Source organism: Pseudonocardia alaniniphila, from assembly GCF_022524485.1.
Taxonomy (GTDB): domain Bacteria; phylum Actinomycetota; class Actinomycetes; order Mycobacteriales; family Pseudonocardiaceae; genus Pseudonocardia; species Pseudonocardia alaniniphila.
Genome location: NZ_JAKXMK010000027.1, coordinates 17,994 through 39,045 on the forward strand (window position 1 = coordinate 17,994; position 21,052 = coordinate 39,045).

16 protein-coding genes are annotated in these 21,052 nt (G+C 71.1%); 6 read left to right on the plus strand and 10 right to left on the minus strand.

The genetic code is table 11. From position 1 onward, the window contains the following. Positions 1-9: 9 nt before the first annotated feature. The 5 genes from MMF94_RS28115 to MMF94_RS28135 form a co-directional block, all read right to left on the minus strand. Positions 10-1,443 carry an aminobutyraldehyde dehydrogenase gene (locus tag MMF94_RS28115; protein WP_241040229.1) on the minus strand — a complete coding sequence of 478 codons (1,434 nt, stop codon included), beginning with the start codon at positions 1,441-1,443 and terminating at the stop codon, positions 10-12. A 43-nt stretch (positions 1,444-1,486) separates the two neighbouring features. Next, positions 1,487-2,290, minus strand: a complete 804-nt coding sequence (locus MMF94_RS28120) for an ABC transporter permease (protein ID WP_379660302.1) — start codon at positions 2,288-2,290, stop codon at positions 1,487-1,489. 13 nt (positions 2,291-2,303) lie between these two features. Beyond that, positions 2,304-3,170, minus strand: coding sequence for an ABC transporter permease (locus MMF94_RS28125; protein WP_241040230.1), 867 nt, complete (start codon positions 3,168-3,170; stop codon positions 2,304-2,306). 96 nt (positions 3,171-3,266) lie between these two features. Further along, positions 3,267-4,469 carry an extracellular solute-binding protein gene (locus tag MMF94_RS28130; RefSeq protein WP_241040231.1) on the minus strand — a complete coding sequence of 401 codons (1,203 nt, stop codon included), beginning with the start codon at positions 4,467-4,469 and terminating at the stop codon, positions 3,267-3,269. Between the two features lie 89 nt (positions 4,470-4,558). After that, positions 4,559-5,629, minus strand: a complete 1,071-nt coding sequence (locus MMF94_RS28135; RefSeq protein ID WP_241040232.1) for an ABC transporter ATP-binding protein — start codon at positions 5,627-5,629, stop codon at positions 4,559-4,561. Between the two features lie 94 nt (positions 5,630-5,723). On the opposite strand from MMF94_RS28135, the gene MMF94_RS28140 reads away from it, so the two are divergent. After that, complete coding sequence (locus tag MMF94_RS28140; RefSeq protein ID WP_241040233.1) at positions 5,724-6,539, plus strand: FadR/GntR family transcriptional regulator; 816 nt, start codon at positions 5,724-5,726, stop codon at positions 6,537-6,539. Between the two features lie 1,174 nt (positions 6,540-7,713). Here the strand turns inward: MMF94_RS28140 and MMF94_RS28145 are convergent. After that, the gene (locus MMF94_RS28145; RefSeq protein ID WP_241040234.1) at positions 7,714-9,528 is read right to left on the minus strand and encodes an HNH endonuclease signature motif containing protein; all 1,815 of its coding nucleotides are present in this window, start codon (positions 9,526-9,528) and stop codon (positions 7,714-7,716) included. Between the two features lie 499 nt (positions 9,529-10,027). On the opposite strand from MMF94_RS28145, the gene MMF94_RS28150 reads away from it, so the two are divergent. Beyond that, a complete protein-coding gene (locus MMF94_RS28150; RefSeq protein ID WP_241040235.1) occupies positions 10,028-10,309 on the plus strand; it encodes a hypothetical protein in 282 nt (93 codons plus the stop codon). On the opposite strand, the gene serS is transcribed toward MMF94_RS28150, so the two are convergent. Next, entirely contained in the window at positions 10,306-11,586 is a 1,281-nt protein-coding gene (gene serS / locus MMF94_RS28155) for a serine--tRNA ligase (RefSeq protein WP_241040236.1), read from the minus strand. The two genes, MMF94_RS28150 and serS, sit on opposite strands and share 4 nt — an antisense overlap. A gap of 138 nt (positions 11,587-11,724) precedes the next feature. Here serS and MMF94_RS28160 point away from each other — a divergent pair, with 138 nt between their 5' ends. Both MMF94_RS28160 and MMF94_RS28165 read left to right on the plus strand, forming a co-directional pair. Continuing rightward, positions 11,725-13,386, plus strand: coding sequence for an AMP-binding protein (locus tag MMF94_RS28160; protein ID WP_241040237.1), 1,662 nt, complete (start codon positions 11,725-11,727; stop codon positions 13,384-13,386). A gap of 184 nt (positions 13,387-13,570) precedes the next feature. Continuing rightward, complete coding sequence (locus MMF94_RS28165; protein ID WP_241040337.1) at positions 13,571-13,960, plus strand: cold-shock protein; 390 nt, start codon at positions 13,571-13,573, stop codon at positions 13,958-13,960. Positions 13,961-14,126: 166 nt separating this feature from the next. On the opposite strand, the gene MMF94_RS28170 is transcribed toward MMF94_RS28165, so the two are convergent. From MMF94_RS28170 to MMF94_RS28180, 3 genes are all read right to left on the minus strand, one after another. Continuing rightward, the gene (locus tag MMF94_RS28170) at positions 14,127-14,615 is read right to left on the minus strand and encodes a DUF2771 family protein (RefSeq protein WP_241040238.1); all 489 of its coding nucleotides are present in this window, start codon (positions 14,613-14,615) and stop codon (positions 14,127-14,129) included. 23 nt (positions 14,616-14,638) lie between these two features. Continuing rightward, on the minus strand, positions 14,639-16,375 hold the full coding sequence (locus MMF94_RS28175; RefSeq protein WP_241040239.1) for an MFS transporter: 1,737 nt from the start codon (positions 16,373-16,375) through the stop codon (positions 14,639-14,641). A gap of 140 nt (positions 16,376-16,515) precedes the next feature. Continuing rightward, a complete protein-coding gene (locus MMF94_RS28180; protein WP_241040240.1) occupies positions 16,516-17,295 on the minus strand; it encodes a glutaminyl-peptide cyclotransferase in 780 nt (259 codons plus the stop codon). Between the two features lie 27 nt (positions 17,296-17,322). On the opposite strand from MMF94_RS28180, the gene MMF94_RS28185 reads away from it, so the two are divergent. Continuing rightward, complete coding sequence (locus tag MMF94_RS28185) at positions 17,323-18,102, plus strand: DUF3027 domain-containing protein (RefSeq protein WP_338104374.1); 780 nt, start codon at positions 17,323-17,325, stop codon at positions 18,100-18,102. Continuing rightward, positions 18,099-21,047, plus strand: a complete 2,949-nt coding sequence (locus MMF94_RS28190; protein ID WP_241040241.1) for a sacsin N-terminal ATP-binding-like domain-containing protein — start codon at positions 18,099-18,101, stop codon at positions 21,045-21,047. Before MMF94_RS28185 ends, MMF94_RS28190 begins: the two co-directional genes overlap by 4 nt. Positions 21,048-21,052 lie beyond the last annotated feature (5 nt).

Sequence of the window (21,052 nt, forward strand, 5' to 3'; positions counted from 1 at the left end):
CGGACCTGCTCAGTACTTGCTCATGACGTGCTTGATGCGGGTGTAGTCCTCGAGCGAGTACCCGGACAGGTCCTTGCCGTAGCCGGACTCCTTGAACCCGCCGTGCGGCATCTCCGCGACCAGCGGGATGTGGCAGTTGACCCAGACGCAGCCGAAGTCCAGGGCCCGCGACAGCCTGATCGTGCGGGAGTGGTCGCTCGTCCAGACGCTCGACGCGAGGCCGTAGGGCGTGCCGTTGGCGAACGCGACGGCCTCGTCCTCGTCGGTGAAGGTCTGCACCGTGATGACCGGGCCGAAGACCTCGGTCTGCACGATCTCGTCGTCCTGCTGCAGCCCGCTCACCACGGTGGGCGGGTAGAACCAGCCCGGGCCGTCGGCCGGTGCGCCACCCGTGAGCACCCGCGCGTGCGACGGCACCCGTTCGAGCAGGCCCGAGACCTTCGAGAGCTGGTCCGGGTTGTTCAGCGGCGGGATGAAGAGGTCCTCGGCACCGGGCTGCTCGTCACGGGAGAACAGGACACCGCCTGCCTCCGCGGCCAGTGCCTCTGCGAGCGCGTCGGCCACGTCGGCGTGCGCGATCACCCGGGTGGCCGCGGTGCAGTCCTGACCGGCGTTGAAGAACCCGGCCACGGCGATGTCGGCCGCGGCGGCCTTGACGTCGACGTCGTCGAACACGATGACCGGCGCGTTGCCGCCGAGCTCGAGGTGCACCCGGGCGACGCGGGACGCCGCGGCGGCGGCCACCGACTTGCCTGCCGGGATGCTGCCCGTGATCGCCAGCATGGCCGGGATCGGGTGCTCGCTCATCGCGACGCCGGTGGAGCGGTCGCCGCACACGACGTTGAGCACGCCGGGAGGGAGCGCCTCGGAGAACAGCTCGCCGAGCCGAACCGTGCTGGCCGGAGTGGTGTCCGACGGCTTGAGCACCATGGTGTTGCCTGCGGCGATCGCCGGGCCGATCTTCCAGATCGCCATCATCATCGGGTAGTTCCACGGCGTGATCGAGCCGATCACCCCGAGCGGTTCCCGCCGGATCGACGAGGAATGACTCTCCATGTACTCGCCCGTGGAGCGGCCCTCGAGGTGCCGGGCGGCACCGGCGAAGAACCGGAGCTGGTCGACCATCGGGCCGATCTCCTCCGACAGCGTCAGCCCGGTGGGCTTGCCCGTGTCGCGCGCCTCGATCTCGACGAGCTCCTCGCCGTGGGCCTGGACCGCGTCGGCCATCGCGAGCAGCGCGTTCATGCGGTCGCTCGGCGTGGTGTCGCGCCAGCCCTCGTCGAACGCGCGCCGGGCGCTGCGGTAGGCGGCGTCGACGTCGGCGGGCCCGGAGAGCGGCGAGGTTGCGTACACCTCGCCCGTCTTCGGGTCCGAGATGTCGAGGGTGCGCCCGTCGGCCGCGGGTGCTGGCTTACCGTCGACGATGTTGTGGAACGTCTGCATGACGGGCCCCTCTCACTTCGTGTAGTTCACTTGGTAGCCGCGCTTATTTCGTCGCTGCGCCGGCGGAGTCACCGGACAGCCGGTTGGCCAGGTAGACCGGGAGCACCGAGATCACGACCAGCACCGCGGCCGCGACGTTGACCACCGGCAGCTGGTTGGGGCGGAAGAGGTTCTGGAAGATCCACAGCGGCAGCGTCTGAAGGCCTGGTCCCGCGGTGAACGTCGTGACGATGATCTCGTCGAAGGACAGCGCGAACGCCAGCAGGGCACCGGCAACGATGGCACCGCGCAGCGCCGGGAAGGTGACGTGTCGCCAGGTGGCCCACGGCGTGGCTCCGAGGTCCATCGAGGCCTCCTCCAGCGTGCCCGCCATCCGCCGCAACCGTGCGGAGGCATTGTTCACCACGATCACGATGCAGAACGTGGCGTGGCCCGCCACCAGCGTGAAGAAGGTCAGCCCGCCCAGAACCTGGGTGAACATCGTGTTCAGCGCGATGCCGGTGACGATGCCCGGCAGCGCGATCGGCAGCACCACGAGCAGCGACACGGCGTCGCGGCCGAAGAACTCGTAGCGGGTGAGCGCCAGCGAGGCGAGGGTGCCGAGGACCACGGCGACGAGCGTGGCCAGCAGCGCCACCTCCACCGAGGTGAGCAGGGCCGCGCGCACGCCGTCGTTGGTGGCGGTGACCTGCCACCAGTGCAGGGTGAGGCCCGGTGGCGGCCAGGCGAAGACCCGGCTCGTCGAGAACGAGTTGAGGATCACCAGCAGCAGCGGCACATAGACGAACGTCAGGACGCCGGCGGCGGCCGCGCGCAGCAGCCAGCGGGCCGGGGTGGAGAGGATCACGGGTGCCGCCCTCCTAGAGCCGGGACAGGGCGCCGGTGCGCCGGATCGTCAGCAGGTAGGCCGCCATCACGATCAGCGGCAGGATGGCCACGGCTGCGGCGAACGGAAGATCGACCGAGAAGGTCGAGTAGACCATGTTGCCCAGCATCTGATGGGTGCCGCCGACGGTCTGCACCGTGATGTAGTCGCCGAGCGACAACGAGAACGTGAACACCGAGCCTGCGGCGATCGACGGCGCGAGCAGCGGCAGCATCACGGTGCGGAAGGACGTCCACGGGCGGGCGCCGAGATCCGCGGTGGCCTCGAGGAACGAGCCGCGCATCGAACTGATCCCCGCGTACACCGGCAGCACCATGTAGGGCAGCCAGAGATAGGTGAGGGTCACGATCACGGCGATCCAGCCGTAGCCCGGGCTCAGCGAGCCGAGGAGACCACCCTCCGGCACGAGCAGCATGCGCCATGCGTAGATCTTGACCAGGTACGACGCCCACAGCGGGGTCAGCACGAGCGCCACCAGCACCGGGCGCGAGCGCGGACGTGCCACGAGCGCCATGAAGGCCGCCAGCGGGAGCGCGAGCACGACGCAGAGCAGCGTGACGCCCACCGCGACCCCCACCGTGCGCAGAGCGGTGAGCAGGTACTCCGGCGTGGTCAGGACGTCGACGACGTTGTCGGTGGAGAACTCGTACTCGATCCGCCCGGTGAAGCTGTTGGTGCTGAAGAAGGCCGTGGCCAGCAGCAGGGCCAGCGGCGCGATGTACAAGAGGACGAGCCAGACGAGCGCGGGCGTGAGCAGACCGGTGAGGCGAAGGGCCGGTCGACGGTGCAGCACCGCCTGCAGGCGCCGCGACAGGGCGGGCGGCGCCGGGGTGCTTGTCACGCTGGACAAGATCTCCTCCACGATGCGAGGTACGGCCGGGTGCGACCCACCGTTGCGGGTCACACCCGGCCGCGGGTGTCGATCTGTGGTGCTGGCTCAGCTGTTCTGGAGCTCGGTCCAGGCACGGACCCAGTCGTCGTAGCCGATGCACTCCACGTCCCGGCGACCGTCGATGCACTGCTCGATGGGGGTCGTCCAGTAGTAGACGTTGTCCCAGAAGCCCGTCTCCTGCGCGTGGTACTGGGTGCAGTGGTCCGGGTTCTTGGTCAGCGCGCAGGACTTGGTGTTGGCCGGGGCCTCACCGAAGTACTCCGCGACCTGCGCGTTCGCCTCGGGGGAGACGATGTGGTTCAGCCACTGGTACGCGCAGTTGATGTGCTCGGTGTTCTTCTTGATCATCCACGTGTCCGACCAGCCGGTCGCTCCCTCGACGGGCTTGGTGGTGCCCACCGTGGTGGCGTCGGTGTTGGCCAGGTTCGCGGTGAGCTGCCAGCCCATCCCCTCCGACAGGGTGCCGGAAGCGAGGCCCTGGCCCTGCTTCACGTAGTCGCCCCAGTACTCGCCCAGCATCGGCTTCTGCTGGCGCAGCAGCGCCATCGCGGCGTCGAACTGCGTCTGGTCGAGAGCGTAGGGGTTCTTGATCCCCAGCTCCGGCTGCTTGGCCATCAGGTAGACGGCGGCGTCGGCGATGTAGATCGCGTCACCGTAGGCGCTGAGCTTGCCGGCTGCCGGCGAGCCCGGCTCCCACATGTCCGCCCACGAGGTGGGCGGGGTGGGGTGCGTGGCGAGGTTGTAGAGCAGCAGGTTCGCCCCGCGGCCGTGCGGGATGCCGTAGCTCTTCCCGGCAACGGTGTTCCAGGGCTTGTTCTTCAGGTCGGGCAGGATGTCCGCATAGTTGGGGACCAGGTCGGTGTTGACCGGCTGCACGCGGTCGCCGTAGACGAGCCGCAGCGACGCGTCACCGGACGCCGAGACCACGTCGTACTCGCCCGTGGAGAACAGCTGCACGGCCTCGGCCGAGGTGGCGAACGTCTTGACCGACACCTGGCAGCCGGTGGCCTGCTCGAACGGGGTGACCCAGTCGACGGCCGGGTCGGTGGACCCGTCCTCGGCATAGCCCGGCCACGCCAGCACGGACAGCGCCCCCTCGCCCTGACCGACGGGACCGGCGTAGGCGGTGGCCTCCGGCGGGGAGTCGTCCAGAACCGGAGCAGTGTCCTCACTGCTGCCGCACGCGGCGAGTGCCAGCCCGAGGGCTCCGACCAGCGCGACTGTGCGCAGCGCTGTCTGACATCTCATATGGATCTCTCTCTCCCGTTCTCTCAGCAGCGCGGTCGGGCGACGGCGCGACTCGTTATCCCCCGGGGCACACGTCCCCCCGAGGTGGCTCACATGAGACGGACCTCGTGCTCCGGCTTCCACGAGAGCCGGACTGCCTGGCCGCGGCTGAGCGGCTGCCCGTCCGCACCCCCGTTGAGCAGCAGGGCGGACAGCACCCCACCGGCTTCGAGGGCGACGACGCAACGTGTGGTGGCCCCGGTGTAGACGAGCTCTTCGACGACTCCGTCAGCACTCGTCCGATCCGGGACGGCCGGGGTGTCGGCGGCGGCGACGCTGATCTTCTCCGGCCGGATGCTCCAGCTGCCATCGCGGCCGAGCACCGACTCGGCGGCCTCTCCGGCCAGCACGTTCGAGGTGCCGACGAACCCGGCGACGAACGACGACGTCGGCCGTTCGTAGACCTCCTGCGGGGACCCGGACTGTGCCACGCGACCTTCCGAGAAGACGATCGTGCGGTCGGCCAGGGTCAACGCCTCGTCCTGGTCGTGCGTGACGAACACGAACGTGATGCCGGAGGAGCGCTGGATCTCCTTGAGCTCGATCTGCATCTGCTCGCGCAGCTTCAGGTCGAGCGCGCCGAGCGGCTCGTCGAGCAGCAGGACCGCCGGCCGGTCCACCAGCGCGCGGGCCAGGGCGACCCGCTGGCGCTGCCCGCCGGAGAGCGCCGTGGGGTTGCGGTCCTCCAGCCCTTCCAGGCGCACGGTGGCCAGTGCGGCGAGCGCCCGCTCCCGGCGCTCGGCCCGCGGGACACGTGCGATCCGCAGGGGGTACTCGACGTTCCGCAGCACCGACAGGTGCGGGAACAGCGCGTAGTCCTGGAACACGGTGTGCACATCGCGGTCGAACGGCGGAGCCGTCGTGACGTCGCGATCGCGCAGCAGCACCGTGCCGGCCGTGGGCTGCTCGAAGCCGGCGATCAGGCGCAGAACCGTGGTCTTCCCGGAGCCCGACGGGCCTAGCAGCGTGACGAACTCACCCTCGGCGATGTCGAGGTCCAGGTCGTGGACCGCGACCACTCCACCTGAGAACTCCTTGCGGACACCGCGCAGGGAGATCGCCGGAATCTCGCCGGTGTGCTGCTGCGGCGTGACCGGGACGGATCGAGCGACAGACGGCACGCACCCCTCCGAGTGATATTCGAGGATAACTTATGAGTTTATATGTTTTGAGTCAAATGCTGTGTCAGTCTGGTCTCTCCGACGCACAGAGGAGATGGGACGGGTGCGCAGGGACAGGCCAACGCTGACGGTGGGAGGTAAAGCTGGGGTCTTCGCCCCCCTCGAGGTCAGTAAGCGCGCCGACGCGGTAGTGCGTCGGCTGTCGGAGGGTATCCGCCTCGGTCTGCTCCTCCCCGACGAGCACCTGCCCAGCGAGAGTGACCTCGCTGAATCCTTCGGGGTGTCCCCGGTGACCATTCGGGAAGCGCTGACGACGCTGCGTGAACAAGGTCTGGTCGTCACCCGCCGTGGCCGTGGCGGCGGCAGCTTCGTGCGGGACGTTCGTGGCGGGGCATCGGACCTCCTCCGCGACCGGTTGCGCGAGGTGAGCCCGTCGGAGCTGCGTGACCTGGCCGACCACTACGTGGCGATCAGCGGTACCAGCGCCCTGCTCGCGGCCTACCGCGCCGGTGAGCAGGAGGTGGCGTTGATCACTGCCACTGTTTCGGATCTGGAGTGTGCCACCCACGCCGCCGCGCGGCGCCGGGCCGAGTTTCGCTTCCAGGTGGAGCTGGCGGCCGCAGCGCAGTCACCACGCCTCACGCGCGCGACGATCAGCCTGCAGTCCGAGGTCGGGCCCCTGTTGTGGCTGGCCACCTCCAGCGACGCCGACCGCGCCGAGGTGCTGGGGCGTCATCGCGAGATCCTCGCCGCCGTGGCCGCGGGGGACGGCACCCGCGCGCGATCCCACGCGGTTGCCCACGTCTACGCAGCGCTGGCCCGGGCCATTGCCCTCCAGCTCACGCTGCCGGCGGACGACGAGGACGAGGATGTGCAGCCCGGCGCGGCGGCCGAGGAGCGTGCCTGGTAGGCCCCTATTCGAAGGCTGGTCAATCGGGTTTCGTAGCCGTGCGACAGCGCGTTCGTTGCCGTCGACCACCTGCGTCGCGTGGCTGGGCAGCGCCTCCCGTCCCTGGTTGCGGGTGCACGCCTGTACCGCGCCGATCCCAGGGCCGGTCGCTCCGGTCCTGGGTGCCCGGTTCGCCGCTGGTCCGGTGCGGGCTCGCTGGTCGGACGGCGCCTGCCTCCGCGTGAGGGCGGGGGATGACCCGGCTGGGCTCGTGAGCCGTCCCCGCTCGTGACCGGGCTGCCGTGCGAAAACGCTGTACCGCACCACGTTCGGGTTTCTGATGGGCGCTGTGGTCGCATTTCAATTCTGGGTGACGGTCCTCCCGGAGGAGATTCTCGGCAGGCCTTCTGTGGTTCGTCCGGGTCGACAACGGTCGCATTTATAGAATACTTCGCCGACGCTCATTTTGATAAGTCCTGATATTTTTCCGGATACATTTCCCCCGTGCCGGTCAAGCTCTCATCGGTTGTGTCACTACTTAGTGACACGACGTCGGGTGGGTCGTTTCCGGTGATCATCGGACTATCGGTCGCGGTATCGGCCGCAGGGGCGTGGACCGTGCGTCGCGCGATGGGTCGCAGTCTCCGTGCCCGGCAGGGTTGCCCGGCCGTTGCCTCGCGCGACGTGGCGGCGGATCGGAAGCGCTCTGCCGAACGGAGTCGATCATGATCCGCTGTTCGGTTCAGCCCTGTTCGGCTGATTAGGCCAAGACGCACGCTTGTCCTAACTGATCTGTACGGGAGGTTGATCCGCTCTGATCGATATGACTGCTCGCCTCCTGTAGGAACGCTCAGTCGTCAGCCCGTGGTCGGCGCGACTACGGCGAGCTCGTGGGAGGAGCAATCCGCCGGTCTGTCGGTCGCGGCCGAGTGAGACTCCCGCGGGCCTGTCGTTGCTCCGGGGCGCGGTGGCGGAGAGGTGCGGGTCGGTGTCGGACCGATCGACGAGCAGCGCCACGCCGGCTGCTCCGGCAGGCACTCGATGCGCCCGCAGCGCTCGCCTCCCCAAGATCGGCGTAGCCGCGATCAGCCTCGGCGAACACGGGAGTGCCTGGCGAAGGCCGACGGCCGCCGGGTAGCGACCCGGGGGCGCTGACCGACCCGATGGCCTCGGGAGGCGGGTGTTCGCTCTGCGCTCAGAACGGTGGTGGTTCATCGTCGGTTGCCGTGGTGGGGCGGGGTTCGGTGAGTGGTGGTGGATCGACCCGGTACGTGTGCCCGCTGGGTGTGGTCCAGACGATCGACCCGTCCACGTACTGGGTGAGGCTCCACCCCGGGTAGCCCTTCAACCGGTGGTGCGGCCGGCACTTCGGCCCGAGGTTGGCCGCTGAGGTGGGGCCTTGGCCGTTGGCTGGGTCGTAGGGCTGGTTGTGGTCCAGATCGCACAGGTGTGCGGGTACGCGGCAACCGGGGTGTTGGCAGTACTGATGGCGGGCGATGAGGTGTTCGGTCAGGTGTGGTGGTGGTCGGTAGCGAGTGGTGCCGTAGTCGAGCAGGGCGCCACTGAAGGGGTCGGTGACCAGTCGCCGCCAGACGCTGTCGGGATCGGCGGCGAGTTCTCGGGCGTGTTCGGCGGGGATGGGGCCATAGCCGGCGAGTTCGCCGGGTTCGTTGCTGGTTCCACGCAGGGTGTCGAGCGGGACGGTGACCCGGATCTGCACCGACACCTTGTTGGTCACCGCGGGCACCCCGCCGTCGGGTGCGACTCCGGGTAGCCGCTCCGATCCCGGCACCGGCGAGCCCGACTCGGTGATCTGGAGGCTGTCATCCAGGGAGCTGGCCGGGGTTGTGGCGGTGTCGGTTGGGGTGCGGGCGGCGGCTGTCTGGGTGTCAGCTGCCCCGACGCCACTCCGCTTGGTTTCGGTGGGCATGAGGGCAGATGTGGGAGTGGTCGACGCGGCGCTCGTCGCGGTGGCGGGCTGTGGAACAGCGCTGGCGGTGGTCTTGGTTGCGGCTGCTGTCGTGGTCTCGGGTGTGGCTGCGCGGGTCCTGGCGGCGGTCGAGGTGGCATGGCGGGAGTGAGCTGTGCCCGGGATGGAGCCGCTCGCGACGGTCGCGGCAGGGATCGGGGTCGTTGCCGGGGTTGCGTCGGAGTCCGTCCCGCTCTGCGAGCCTGGTCGCGGGGTGGCGGTGCTCTTCTCGGCGGTCCGTTGGCTGGCGTTGCTGCAGAATCCGGTCTCGCGCAGCACCAGATCGACCAGGGCGTCGGCCCGTCGGGCAGCCATCGACCGTTCGTCGGTGCTGCCGCAGCCGCGGGCGTGTTGATCCAGTACGGCGAAGGTGCCTACCGCCTCGGCCGCGGGCAGGGTCGCGGACAGGGTGGCCATGCCGTCGCATTCCGGGTAGAGCACCACCCCGCGCTCACGGCGCTTGCGCTCCCGCCGTCGCAGCGCGGAATCGGAGTCCGCGCGTAGGACGGCGCGTCGGACCGCGGCGCGCAGTTGGCCGTTGGTCTGCTCCGGGGCTCGCGGCAACACCTTTTGTTCGACCGCTGCCGCCGCGGCGGGGTCGAGGTCGGCGCAGCCGTCGGTGACGATCCGCGCCTTGGTCAGCGTGATCGCCCCGTCGTGCAGCGCGGCGAACGTGGCCGGGAACTCCTCCACCAGTTGCCGGGCCTCACCCACTCGCCACGCCACCCCACCGGGGGACATGCGCAGCATCAACGCGACCTCGGCCTGCGCGGACTTCACCGCCTGCATCGCGTTCAGCCCCAGCGGAGGAGCGGTTTCGGCGGTGGCGACGAACTGGGCGATCTCCTCGTACTGGCGTGCTTGGGCCCAGGCGATGATCTTCTCCCAGCCCCCGATCCGTTCCAGCAGTTCGAACCGATCGGAGGTCGGCTCGGCCTGGGCCAGGAGCATGGTCATGATCCCGTCGGGGGCGTACCCGGACCAGGACAGCGGTGTGGTCTGCGGGTCGGGCGCAGTCTCCACACCACCATATTCGAACATGTGTTCGAGTCTAATCGCGGGCACCGACAATTCCGGCCCGCCGTGCCACGACGGGCCAGTCGGGCGGACGGTTGGCGAGACCGGTCGATGCGACCGGAGCCGAGGCGCTGCCGTGGCGCAGTTCGATGTCGACCAGGAACGGGTTGTTGTCCGCTGCTTGCGCGAGTGGGGTCCGTCGCCGGTCGCCCCGCGCATGCCTCCCCGTTCCGAGTGGAACGGGCGACCGTCGGTCGACGAGGCGGCTGGACGCCCGACCTGCCGGCCGCTCGCTGATGTCGACCGGCTCGAGCGTGACCCCGCGATTTTCGGCATCCGCGACCGGTCAGCCGCGGCACGGTCTGCGGGCTATTCCGTCCGGAGCGCGGTGCCGAGCCACGCGCACGGCGCTGCCCCAGCTCGTGCTCGCCGCGCTCGGCCCAGACCCATCATCAGCCGGAGTGGACCTGACGCTGCGGCCCGGTCGGCCCGTGACGTGTCGGTGCCGTGCGAGCATGGATTGATGGATGCCGCTCGAGAGCAGCCGTCAGACTCGCGCAAGGACCCCGTCGACGAGCTGAGAGAAGCAGCGGAGACCCTGCGTGGGTTCGTGCCGCAGTTTCGTGACGGCCGCCCGGTGAGCGAGTTCGTGCCGCTCGCGATCGGGAAGTTGATCGACGCAGTGGCCGACTCGATCGCGAGGGGGGACGACGTGCGCGACGCGATCAGCGGTAGCGCGTTGGAGATCGCCCGTCACCTGCACTACTTCCCCTCGGGGCCCTCCGAACCCTCCGGTAAGCCTTAGGGCGTCAGCTCGGTGAAGCCGGTGTAGGGCACCAGCGCGTCCGGGATGCGGACGGAGCCGTCGGCCCGCTGCCCCTGCTCGAGGATCGCGACCAGCGTGCGGCCTACCGGGAGGCCCGAGCCGTTGAGAGTGGCCGCGAAGCCCCGTGCCCCGTCCTTGGCCTTCGTGCGGATGCCGGCCCGGCGCGCCTGGAACGTGCCGAAGTCCGAGACCGACGAGATCTCCCGGTACTTCTGCTGCCCGGGCAGCCACACCTCGATGTCGTAGGTGAACTCGGCGGAGAAGCCGATGTCGCCCGCAGCCAGCTTGACCACGCGGTAGGCCAGCCCGAGCCCCTGCATCGCCGCCTCGGCGTGCGAGAGGAGCACCTCCAGCTCGTCGCGCGAGCGCTCGGCCTCGACGATCCGCACCAGCTCGACCTTCGAGAACTCGTGCAGCCGGATCAGCCCACGGGTGTCGCGGCCGTAGGAGCCTGCTTCCGAGCGGAAGCACGGGGTGTGTGCGGTGTAGGCCAGCGGGAGGTCCTCGACGGCGAGGGTCTCCTTGGCGTGCAGGTTGGTGAGCGGCACCTCGGCGGTGGGGATGAGGTACAGCTCGCGGTCGGCCACGCCGGTCTTGAACAGGTCCTGCTCGAACTTCGGCAGCTGGCCGGTTCCGGTCATCGTGACGCGATTGACGAGGGTGGGCACCGACCACTCGACGTAGCCGTGTCGCTCGGTGTGCAGGTCGAGCAGGTAGCGGGCGATCGCACGCTCCAGCGCCGCGCCCTTGCCGCGGAGAATCGCGAACCGTGGGCCGGCGAGCTTCGTGGCCCGCGGCAGGTCGAGGATGCCGAGCTTCTCGCCCAGGTCGACGTGGTCGAGCGGGGTGAAGTCGAACGTCGGCGGCTCGCCCCAGGTGCGGACCATCTCGGCGTCCTCGTCGGAGGCGCCGTCGGGCAGGTCGTCGCTGGGCAGGTTGGGCACGCCCAGCAGGAAGTCCTGCAGCTCCGCCTCCAGCTCGCGGTGCTCGTCCTCGGCGGCCGAGACGATGCCCTTCAGCTCCCGGGCGCGGCTGACGAGTGCGTCGCGCTCCTGCGGGTCGCCTCCGCGCCCGGCGCTCTTCACCGCAGCAGCGACGCGCTTGGACTCCGCCCGTGCCTCGTCGCCGCGCTGGATGGCGGAGTTGCGCCGCGAGAGCAACTTCTCCAGGGACGTGACGTCCAGGGCGAAGCCACGCCGTGCGAGCTTGCGCACGGCGTCGGTGGAGGGATCGAGCAGGACTCGCGGGTCATGCATCACCCGAGGGTATCGCCGGGCGCGACCGCATTCGGGGGCGCCTCCTCCAGTGAAGGTGGCGGCGCCCTGGGTGATCGCAGCAGGATATGCGTCGTGTCACAGAGCAGTGGCACGTGAAGCAGACGAAAGGTCCGTGCCGTGTCCGCTGCCGCCCCCGCCATCCCCTCGTACGCCTCCGGCACGTCCGACGTGCCCCTGCTCGGCGACACCATCGGCGACAACCTCGACCGCACGGCTTCCACCTACCCGGACGGCGAGGCCCTGGTGGAGGTGCCGACCGGGCGCCGGTGGACCTACACGCAGCTGCGGGACGACGTCGATGTGGTGGCGATGGGCCTGCTCGCGGCGGGCCTGGGGAAGGGCGATCGCGTCGGGATCTGGGCTCCCAACGTCGCCGAGTGGACGCTCATCCAGTACGCCACGGCGAAGATCGGTGTCGTTCTCGTCAACATCAACCCGGCCTACCGCACCCATGAGCTCGAGTTCGTGCTCAAGCAGGCCGGTGTGTCGGTGCTGGTGGCAGCCGTCAGCTTCAAGACCTCCGACTACGCCGGGATGATCGAGCAGGTCCGCCCGGACTGCCCCGAGCTGCGCCAGGTGATCCTCATCGGCACCCCGGACTGGGACGAGCTGGTGGCGGCGGGCCGTGCGGGTGACCGGGCCGAGCTGGCGCGGCGGCAGGGCGAGCTCAGCCCGGACGACCCGATCAACATCCAGTACACCTCGGGCACCACGGGCTTCCCGAAGGGCGCCACGCTCAGCCACCACAACATCCTCAACAACGGCTACTTCGTGGGACGGCTCTGCGGCTACACGTCCGCGGACCGGGTGTGCATCCCGGTGCCCTTCTACCACTGCTTCGGCATGGTGATGGGCAACCTCGGCTGCACCACGAACGGCGCCACGATGGTGATCCCCGGTCCGGGGTTCGACCCGAAGGCCACGCTCACAGCCGTGGCGCAGGAGCGGTGCACGTCGCTCTACGGGGTGCCGACGATGTTCATCGCGGAGCTCAACGATCCCGGCTTCGGGAGCTACGACCTGTCCTCGCTCCGCACCGGGATCATGGCCGGATCGCCGTGCCCGGTGGAGGTGATGAAGCAGGTGGTCGATCGGATGGGCATGACCGAGGTGACGATCTGCTACGGGATGACCGAGACGTCGCCGGTGTCGATGCAGACCCGGGCCGACGACTCGCTGGAACGCCGGGTCTCCACGGTGGGCCGGGTGCACCCGCACGTCGAGATCAAGATCGTCGACCCGGAGACGGGCCTGACCCTTCCGCGAGGGGAGCCCGGCGAGCTCTGCACCCGTGGCTACTCGGTGATGCTCGGGTACTGGAACGAGCCAGAGAAGACGGCGGACGCGATCGACCAGGCCCGCTGGATGCACACCGGTGATCTCGGGGTGATGGACGCCGACGGCTACGTCAACATCACCGGGCGGATCAAGGACATGGTCATCAGGGGTGGGGAGAACGTCTATCCCCGGGAGATCGAGGAGTTCCTCTACACCCATCCCGACGTGCTCGACGCCCAGGTCGTGGGCGTGCCGGACGCGAAGTACGGCGAGGAGCTGTGTGCCTGGGTGACGATTCGGGAGGGCGCCGCCGAGCTCACCGCCGAGGCGGTCCGGGAGTTCGCCACCGGCAAGCTGGCGCACTACAAGATCCCGCGTTACGTGCTGGTCGTCGATGGGTTCCCGATGACCGTCACGGGCAAGGTCCGCAAGGTCGAGATGCGCGAGAAGAGCGTGGAGTTGCTCGATCTCGGTGACGTGGCCGCCACTCATCACGCGTAAGTGCAGGGCTGGTCCCGTTCGACGGCTGCGTAAAGGGGCGCTCGCGGTCTAGGGTGGTCGCACGCGTCCCGGTGTCGCTCGACGGGCCAGACATAGCGACGGCCCAGGCATCAGGGGCGCGTTCGTCGTGCTGTCCACCGAGGTACTGCGCGGCGCAGGGTCGATCGAGGAACGGGTGAGCAGGGTGCCGACCGGCAGGGTCAAGTGGTACGACTCCGAGAAGGGGTTCGGGTTCCTCGCTCAGGACGGCGGTGAGGACGTCTACGTCCGAAAGGCTGCGCTGCCGGCCGGGGTGCAGGCGCTGAAAGCAGGGCAGCGCGTCGAGTTCGGCATGGCGGAGGGCCGCCGCGGACCGCAGGCGTTGTCGGTGCGGCTGGTCGATACGCCGCCGTCCGTCGTGGAAGCCACCCGGCGGCCCGCCGAGGATCTGCACAGCCTCATCGAGGACATGATCCGGCTGCTGGAGACCAAGGTGCAGCCCGACCTGCGCCGAGGCCGCTACCCGGAACGCAAGACGGCCAAGCTCGCTGCCGAGGTGGTGCGCGCCGTCGCGCGGGATCTCGACGGCTCCTAGGAGCGCGCTGATCAACTCGGCCCTACTGCGCGGCGCCCAGGCGGCGCCCTCGCGGCGTTGTCGTCGGGCCCGATACAACAGCGGTATCGGCCCCTCCTCCGCCTTGCGATGCCACCACCTGGATCGCCGCTCGCTACGGGCGGAGTTGTTCAGCAACCTCCTAGCGTCACCCGGTCGTGTTGAGCACCCAGCTCGCGCGGATCGGGAACTCGATCTCCCCGGTCTCCGGGTCGGCCTGCGGCGGGGGTCCGTACTGCTGCACCTGGGCGGTGACGAGCCGGTCGTTCGGCGCCGGTAGCTCGAGCGTGTAGTCCTTCTGCGCGTTCGGGGCGAACACGGGGCTGCGCCCGTCGGTCTGCGTCCCGCCCGGGTCGCGGTAGGTGAACACCACCTGCCACGGCGTCTCGGAGATGTCCTGCGGCACCGTCACCTTGAGCGCGGTGCCCACCGGCACGGCGAGTCGCACGGGAGCACCTGGGTCGCCCTTGCAGTCGGTGAGCTTGATGTCGCAGTACTGGGTGGGTCGCGCGACGGCGGTGTCCTGCCCGGCCGCGAACGTCACCTCGGGCGGAGCCGCGCTTCCGCATCCGGCCAGCACGAGTGCGGCGACGGGAAGCGGGAGAAGACGGCCCAGGTGACGAAGACGGCGTGGCACCGGTCCACCCTACGGTCGACCGGTCAGCGCACCGCCCGGGCCGGTGGGGGCGCCGTGGAGCGCACCCGGTGGCCGAGGATCGGCAGCAGGCTGCCGCCGCGGCTCACGAGTGCCGTCTGCACGCCTGCCAGCGCGACGACGGCCGCGACCACCGCGAACCCGATCCAGAACGTGGTGTGCGGCAGCAGCACGCCCAGCGCGCCGCCGAACACCCACGCCAGCTGCAGCACCGTCTCCGAGCGACCGAACGCCGACGCGCGCGACTCCTCGGGAAGGTCGCGCTGGATCACGGCGTCGAGGCTGACCTTGGCGATCGCGCTGGCCGTGGCCCCGATGAGTCCGACGAGGGCAGCGGTGAGGATGCCGGGGAACACGGCAGCCACCACGGCCACGGTGACGGCGGCCGCGATGCAGGTGAGGATCGTGCGATCCGACCGGCCGAACTGGCGACGGGAGCCGACCGCGTTGCCCAGGAAGGATCCCGCCCCTGCCGCGGCGCCGACGATGCCGATCAGGAACAGCTGCCGGGCAGGGTCGGCCTCCGTCTGGCCCTTCACCACGAACGCGACGAACAACGTGAGGAACCCGGTGAGCACGCGGACCGCGCCGTTGCCCCAGAGCGAGACCACCACCGGCCGGCCCATGGGACTGCGCTTGCCGCGCCTGGTGGTGCGCAACGTGGCCGGCACCTCGCCGGCCGTGGACTCCACCCACCGCGGGATCCGCAGGCACAGCACGGTGCCGACGACCGAGAGTGCGGCCGTGTAGAACAGCGCGCCCGGTGATCCGGCGAACGACGCCACTCCGGCGGCTCCGGCACCGAAGACGCCCCCCGCGACCAGCCCGAACGTCGTGAGGCGTGAGTTGGTGGTGACCAGCGTGATGGTCGGTGGCAGGACCCTCGGCGTGACCGCCGCCTTGAGCACCGAGTACGACTTGCTGAGCACGAGCATGCCGAGGGCGGCCGGGTACAGCAGCCAGGTGTCGTAGGAGAACGCCATCACCACCGCGAGCACGGCCCGGCCGGCGAACGAGACGGCCAGCGCGGCGCGGCGCCCCCGCTGCAGCCGGTCGAGCAGTGGCCCGATCACCGGCGCGACCACGGCGAACGGGGCCACCGTGATCACCAGGTAGAGAGCGACGTTGGCCTTGCTCTCCGCGGTGGCCGCGGCGAAGAACAGCGTGTTGGCCAGGGCGACCGCCACGGCGGCGTCCACCGCGTAGCTCATCATCGTGGCGTAGGTCAGCGCGGTGAGCCCGGAGCGATCGGCGCCGTCGGCGGTGGCGGCCCGCTGGAAGGCCCGGATCCCGCTCTGGGTCAGCTGTCGGCTGCGCAGCGCCGCCACCCGCGTGACGGTGAGCTTGCGTGGCATCCGCTGCGTGGGCGGCTCGTCCTGGCGCTCGGGGCCGGGAGCCGGCGGCGGGCCCGTGTCGGCGGGGGGCACGTCGTCGGGGATATCGGCCGCAGGACGGTGACCGGGATCAGGGGGTGGCGGCCACGACGGGGGCGGGGTGCGGCGGTGGGCCGCCGGGTCGTAGTCCGGGTCGTCGTGCCAGGGGTAACGCCTTCGCGGCTCGTACGGCGACCGCTCGGATGTGGAGGACGGCGTGCGGGTGGCCGGCTCGGTCTCCAGCGGGAGAGTGCGATGTGGGGTGGCGGGCGGAGCGACCTTCGCGGTGCGCTCGCCGTCGACCGTGACCCACGTCCGGCGGCCGCCCCGCCGGTTGCGGCGGGGTGGGAAGGATTCGGAGCGGGGCACGTGGTCATTCTGACGTATCGGCGGCCTCTTCGCGGACCTTCGCCGCGCCCCCGAAAGGTGCGCGCGCAAGGCACCGGATCAGGCGAATCGTGGTCGGGACGGGAGCAGGCGACCCGCGGGTGCAGGAGGGCGGGCGGGGGTCAGGCCGGGACGAAGCGGACGCGGAACATCGACGGCCAGTTCTTGCCGGTGATCAGGTACTCCCCGTCACCGAGCGCGGCGATCCCGTTCAGGACGTCGGCGTTGGCACGCTGGGCCGGGTTCAACAGGCCCGCGGCGTCGACGACCGCCGTGACGTGCCCGGTGGCCGGATCGATGCGCACGATCCGGTCGGTCTGCCACACGTTGGCCCACACCTGCCCGTCCGTGCACTCCAGCTCGTTGAGCTCGGTGACCGGCTGCCCGTTGAGCGTGACGGCGACCGAGCCCATGTCGGCGAACGTGGTGGGGTCCTGGAAGTGCAGCTGGTCGCTGCCATCGCTGCGCACGAGCCTGCTCCCGTCGTGGCACAGGCCCCAGCCCTCGTCCGCCAGCGGCAGCCTGCGCAGCAGGGTGAAGTTCGTCCGGTCCCACTCCAGCACCACGTTGTCGCGCCACGTGAGCTGCCAGATGCGGTCGCCGACGACCGTGATCCCCTCTCCGAAGAGCCTCTCGGGCAGCGGGACGGACCGGCGCACGGCGCCGGTGGCAGGGTCCACCTCGCGCAGCTGGGACTTGCCGGCGAGTCCCGTGCCCTCGTACAGGCCACCGTCCGCGATCTCGAACCCTTGCGTGAACGCGGTGGGATCGTGCGGCAGCACGGCCAGCACCTCCGGCCGCAGGGCGGATGCTCCGGCGTCGGGGACCGCAGCAGGGGAGGCGGCACCGCACCCGGCGAGCATGAGTACCAGCGCCCCGGCGAGTGCATGCCCGAAGGTCATGGCGTGGAGGGTGGCACAATCCCTTCGGTGAACGCTGTACCGACCCTCGACCCGCCTGTCCGGCTCGTGGCTGCGGTGGAGCAGGCCCGGTCCGCTGCCATCGACGAGGCTGCACTCGACGTGGGCGCCGCTGCCGCTCCCGGCCTGGTCGGCGAGCACCTCGAGGCCGTGCCGGAGGGACCTGGCGGCGTCACCCACTACTTCGACGCCACCTACGGCGGCTACCGCGGCTGGCGATGGTCGGTCACCCTGGCCACCGGGGGCGACGACTCGCCGATCACGGTGAGCGAGGTCGTCCTGCTGCCCGGCTCCGATGCGCTCGTCGCACCTGCCTGGGTGCCGTGGGGCCAGCGCGTCCAGCCCGGCGACCTCGGCGTCGGCGACCTGCTGCCCGCACCGGAGGGCGACGAGCGGCTCGTTCCCGGATATCTCGCGTCCACCGACCCCGCTGTCGAGGAGGTCGTGGTGGAGGTCGGCCTCGGCCGCCCGAAGGTGCTGTCGCGCCGGGGCCGCGAGCTCGCTGCGCAGCGGTGGTTCGAGGGCCCGCACGGCCCGGCATCGGACATGGCCCGCGCTGCTCCCGGCCGTTGCGGGACCTGCGGGTTCTTCCTGCCGATCGCCGGCTCGATGCGAGGCGCGTTCGGGGTGTGCGGCAACGAGTACGGCCCCGCCGACGGAGCCGTCGTCGCCGTCGCCTTCGGGTGCGGGGCTCACTCCGACGTACAGGTGGAGCCGGTCTCACCGGTGGCCGTCGCCGAGCTCGTGTACGACGACGGGGTCGACCTGGAGCCGGTCGAGAAGGGGTGAGCGCACCCAGCGTCGGCGCTGCGAGCGTCGTCATGGATCCCTTCGGTACGGCCGCACTGCGTGCCGCGGTGCTCGATTCCTGGGCGGGGTCGCCCACTCGTTTCCGCGAGGACGCCAACGCCGAGGAGGACCTGCGCCTCGGCGGCTACGCCGACGCGTGGTTCGTCGAGCTCGCCCAGAACGCCGCCGACGCGGCCCGGGCCGCCGGGCAGCGCGGGCGCCTGCGCGTCCAGGTCGTCGACGGCGAGCTGTGGGTGGCCAACACCGGCGTACCCCTGGACGCGGCCGGTGTGGCGGCGCTGGCCTCCCTGCGGGCATCCGCCAAGCGCGACGACCCCGGTTCCGTCGGCCGGTTCGGGGTCGGGTTCGCCGGGGTGCTGGCCGTGTCCGACGCGCCGCGGGTGGTGAGCACCGCGGGCGCGGTGGCGTTCTCCGCGAGGCGCACCGCCGAGGCGGTCGCAGCGCTCCCCGGCCCGGCGGCCGAGCTGGCCCGCCGCGACGAGCCACCCGTGCTGCGACTGGTGTGGCCGGTCGACGAGCGGCCGACTGCGGGGTTCGACACCGAGGTGCGGTTGCCGGTGCGTCCCGGTGTGGACCTGCACGCGCTGCTCGCCCAGGCCCGCGCGGGCGCCCCCGACCTGCTGCTCGCCCTGCCCGACATCGTCGAGATCGCCGTCGGGGACGACGTGCTGACCAGGGTCGACGGACCGGGGCCCGGCGAGGTGTCGATCGGCGGGCGGCGTTGGTTGCTCGCTCGGCAGGACGGCACGCACGCTGCGGACGATGCGCTGACACAGGCCACGGAGGAGCGGTCGCGCCGTGACTGGACGGCCTGCTGGGCGTTGCCGCTCACGGCCGACGGCAGCCCCGACCCCCTCTCCGAGGACGTGCTGCACGCTCCGACCGCCGCGGCTGAGCGGCTCGCGCTGCCCGCGCGGCTGATCGCCACCGTGCCGCTGGAGCCCGACCGCCGCAGGGTCCGTCCGGGGCCCGCCACCGACCGGGTGCTGGCCGGCGCGGCGCAGGCCTACCTCGACCTCGTGCGTGCGGTCGCTCCTCTCCAGCGGCTCGCACTCGTGCCCGAGCCCGGATTCCCGCGTTCCGAGCTCGACGGGCGCCTGCGTCAGCTGCTCCTCGATGCGCTGCGCACCGCGGCCTGGCTCCCCGCCGCCACCGGTGCCGAGCTGGTGCCCGGCCGTGCGGAGTGGCTCGACCTGCCCGGCGCCGATCTTCCGGGCGCACCACTGCCCGGCCTGCTCGCCGAGGCCGGGTTCGACCGGCTGCTGGCTCCGATGGCCACCTCGGCGGGCCCCGCCGCTCTGGCCGAGCTGGGTGTGCACCGGCTGAGCGCGGCCGAGCTGGTCACCCGGCTGTTCGGCGTCGAACGTCCGGCCGCGTGGTGGCGCGCTCTCTACGCCGAGCTGGCACCGATCGCCGACACGGTTCCCGGCCTCGTCGACGAGCTGCGTGCGCTCCCCGTCCCGCTGGCTGACGGCCGCGTCGCCGCAGGCCCGGCCACGGTGCTCCTGCCGCCCGAGGACGGCACCGATGCCGCGCGAGCGGTGCAGCACATCGCGGCCCTCGCCCTGCCCGGCCTGCACGTGGCCGACGCCGCGGCGGTGCACCCGCTGCTCAGCCGCCTCGGTGCCACCGTCGCCGACCCCGCCGGACTGCTCGAACACCCCGCGCTGACCGAGGCCGTGGAGCGGTCCGTGGACGACGCCGAGGCCGGCCTCGACACCGGGCCGCTCGCCGAGGCGGTGCTGGAGCTCGTCGCCGAGCTCGGGAGCGCGCCCGCAGGCCTCGCCGCGCTGGCGCTGCCGGATCGCGAGGGGCGTCCCGCCCGTGCCGACGAGCTGATGCTGCCCGACGCGGCGCTGCGTCCCCTGCTGGCCGCTGACGTCCCGCTCGACGTGCTGGACGAGGGCCTCGCCACGCGGGTGCCGCGGTCGGCCCTCACGGCTGTCGGTGTCGTCGACGGGTTCGCGGTGGTCACCGACGAGGAGCCGGTTTCTCCCGACCACGACCTCGATGACGAGGAACGCTGGTGGGATTCCCTCGATGCGCCGCCCACGCGGCTCGTCGCGGTGCGCGACCTCGACCTCGTCGCCGACGACGCCTGGCCCGCCGCGCTCGCTCTGCTCGGAGCCGTCCGGGAGACGCGGGCCGCAGTGATGGCACCCGGCTCCTACACCGCGTGGTGGCTGGGCAGGCACGCCCGGCTCGGCGGTCGCCGCCCCGGCCACTGGCGCCTGCCCACAGCGGAGGCACTGGCGGCGCTCTACGACCCGCCGCCCACACCCGGCGACACCCCCGGCGTGCTCGACGACGAGGCCCTTCTCACCGCCATCGGGGTGCGTGCCGACCTCTCGATCACTGACACCGCGGTGGCCGCCGACCTGCTGGCCCGGCTGGTCGACCCGGAGCGGCACCCCGACGTCGCGCTCGTGGCGGACGCGCACGAGGCGCTGGCGGAGGCTGTCGCCGTGGGACGCGTCCGTTCCGCCGACCTCGACATGCCGGAGCAGGTCAGAGCCCTCGACGGCAGCGTCGCGAACGTCGACGTCGCCATGGTGCTCGACGCGCCGTGGCTCGCGGCGGTGCTCCCGGCGGGTGAGCTCGTCACGGGCGGCGACCCGGTGGCATTGGCCGAGCTGCTGGACCTCCCGGCCGCCTCCGAGATCGTCGCCGCCGACGTGGAGGGGCCCGGGCGCACGGTGCGCTGGGCGGAGATCAGCGACGTCGTCGTGGCGTGTCACACGCTCGGGGTGCCGGTGCCTCCGGGTGAGCTCGCGCTCCACGACGAGCTTTGGGTGGTGGTGCGACGCCCGGCGAGCGGCCGCTTCAAGGTGCTGAGCTGGCGTGACGCGTCGGGACGGTGGCATGCGGCGGACCCGCTGCGGGCCCTGCTCGGTCTGCTCACCGAGGACGAAGCCGTCGGGTGACTGCC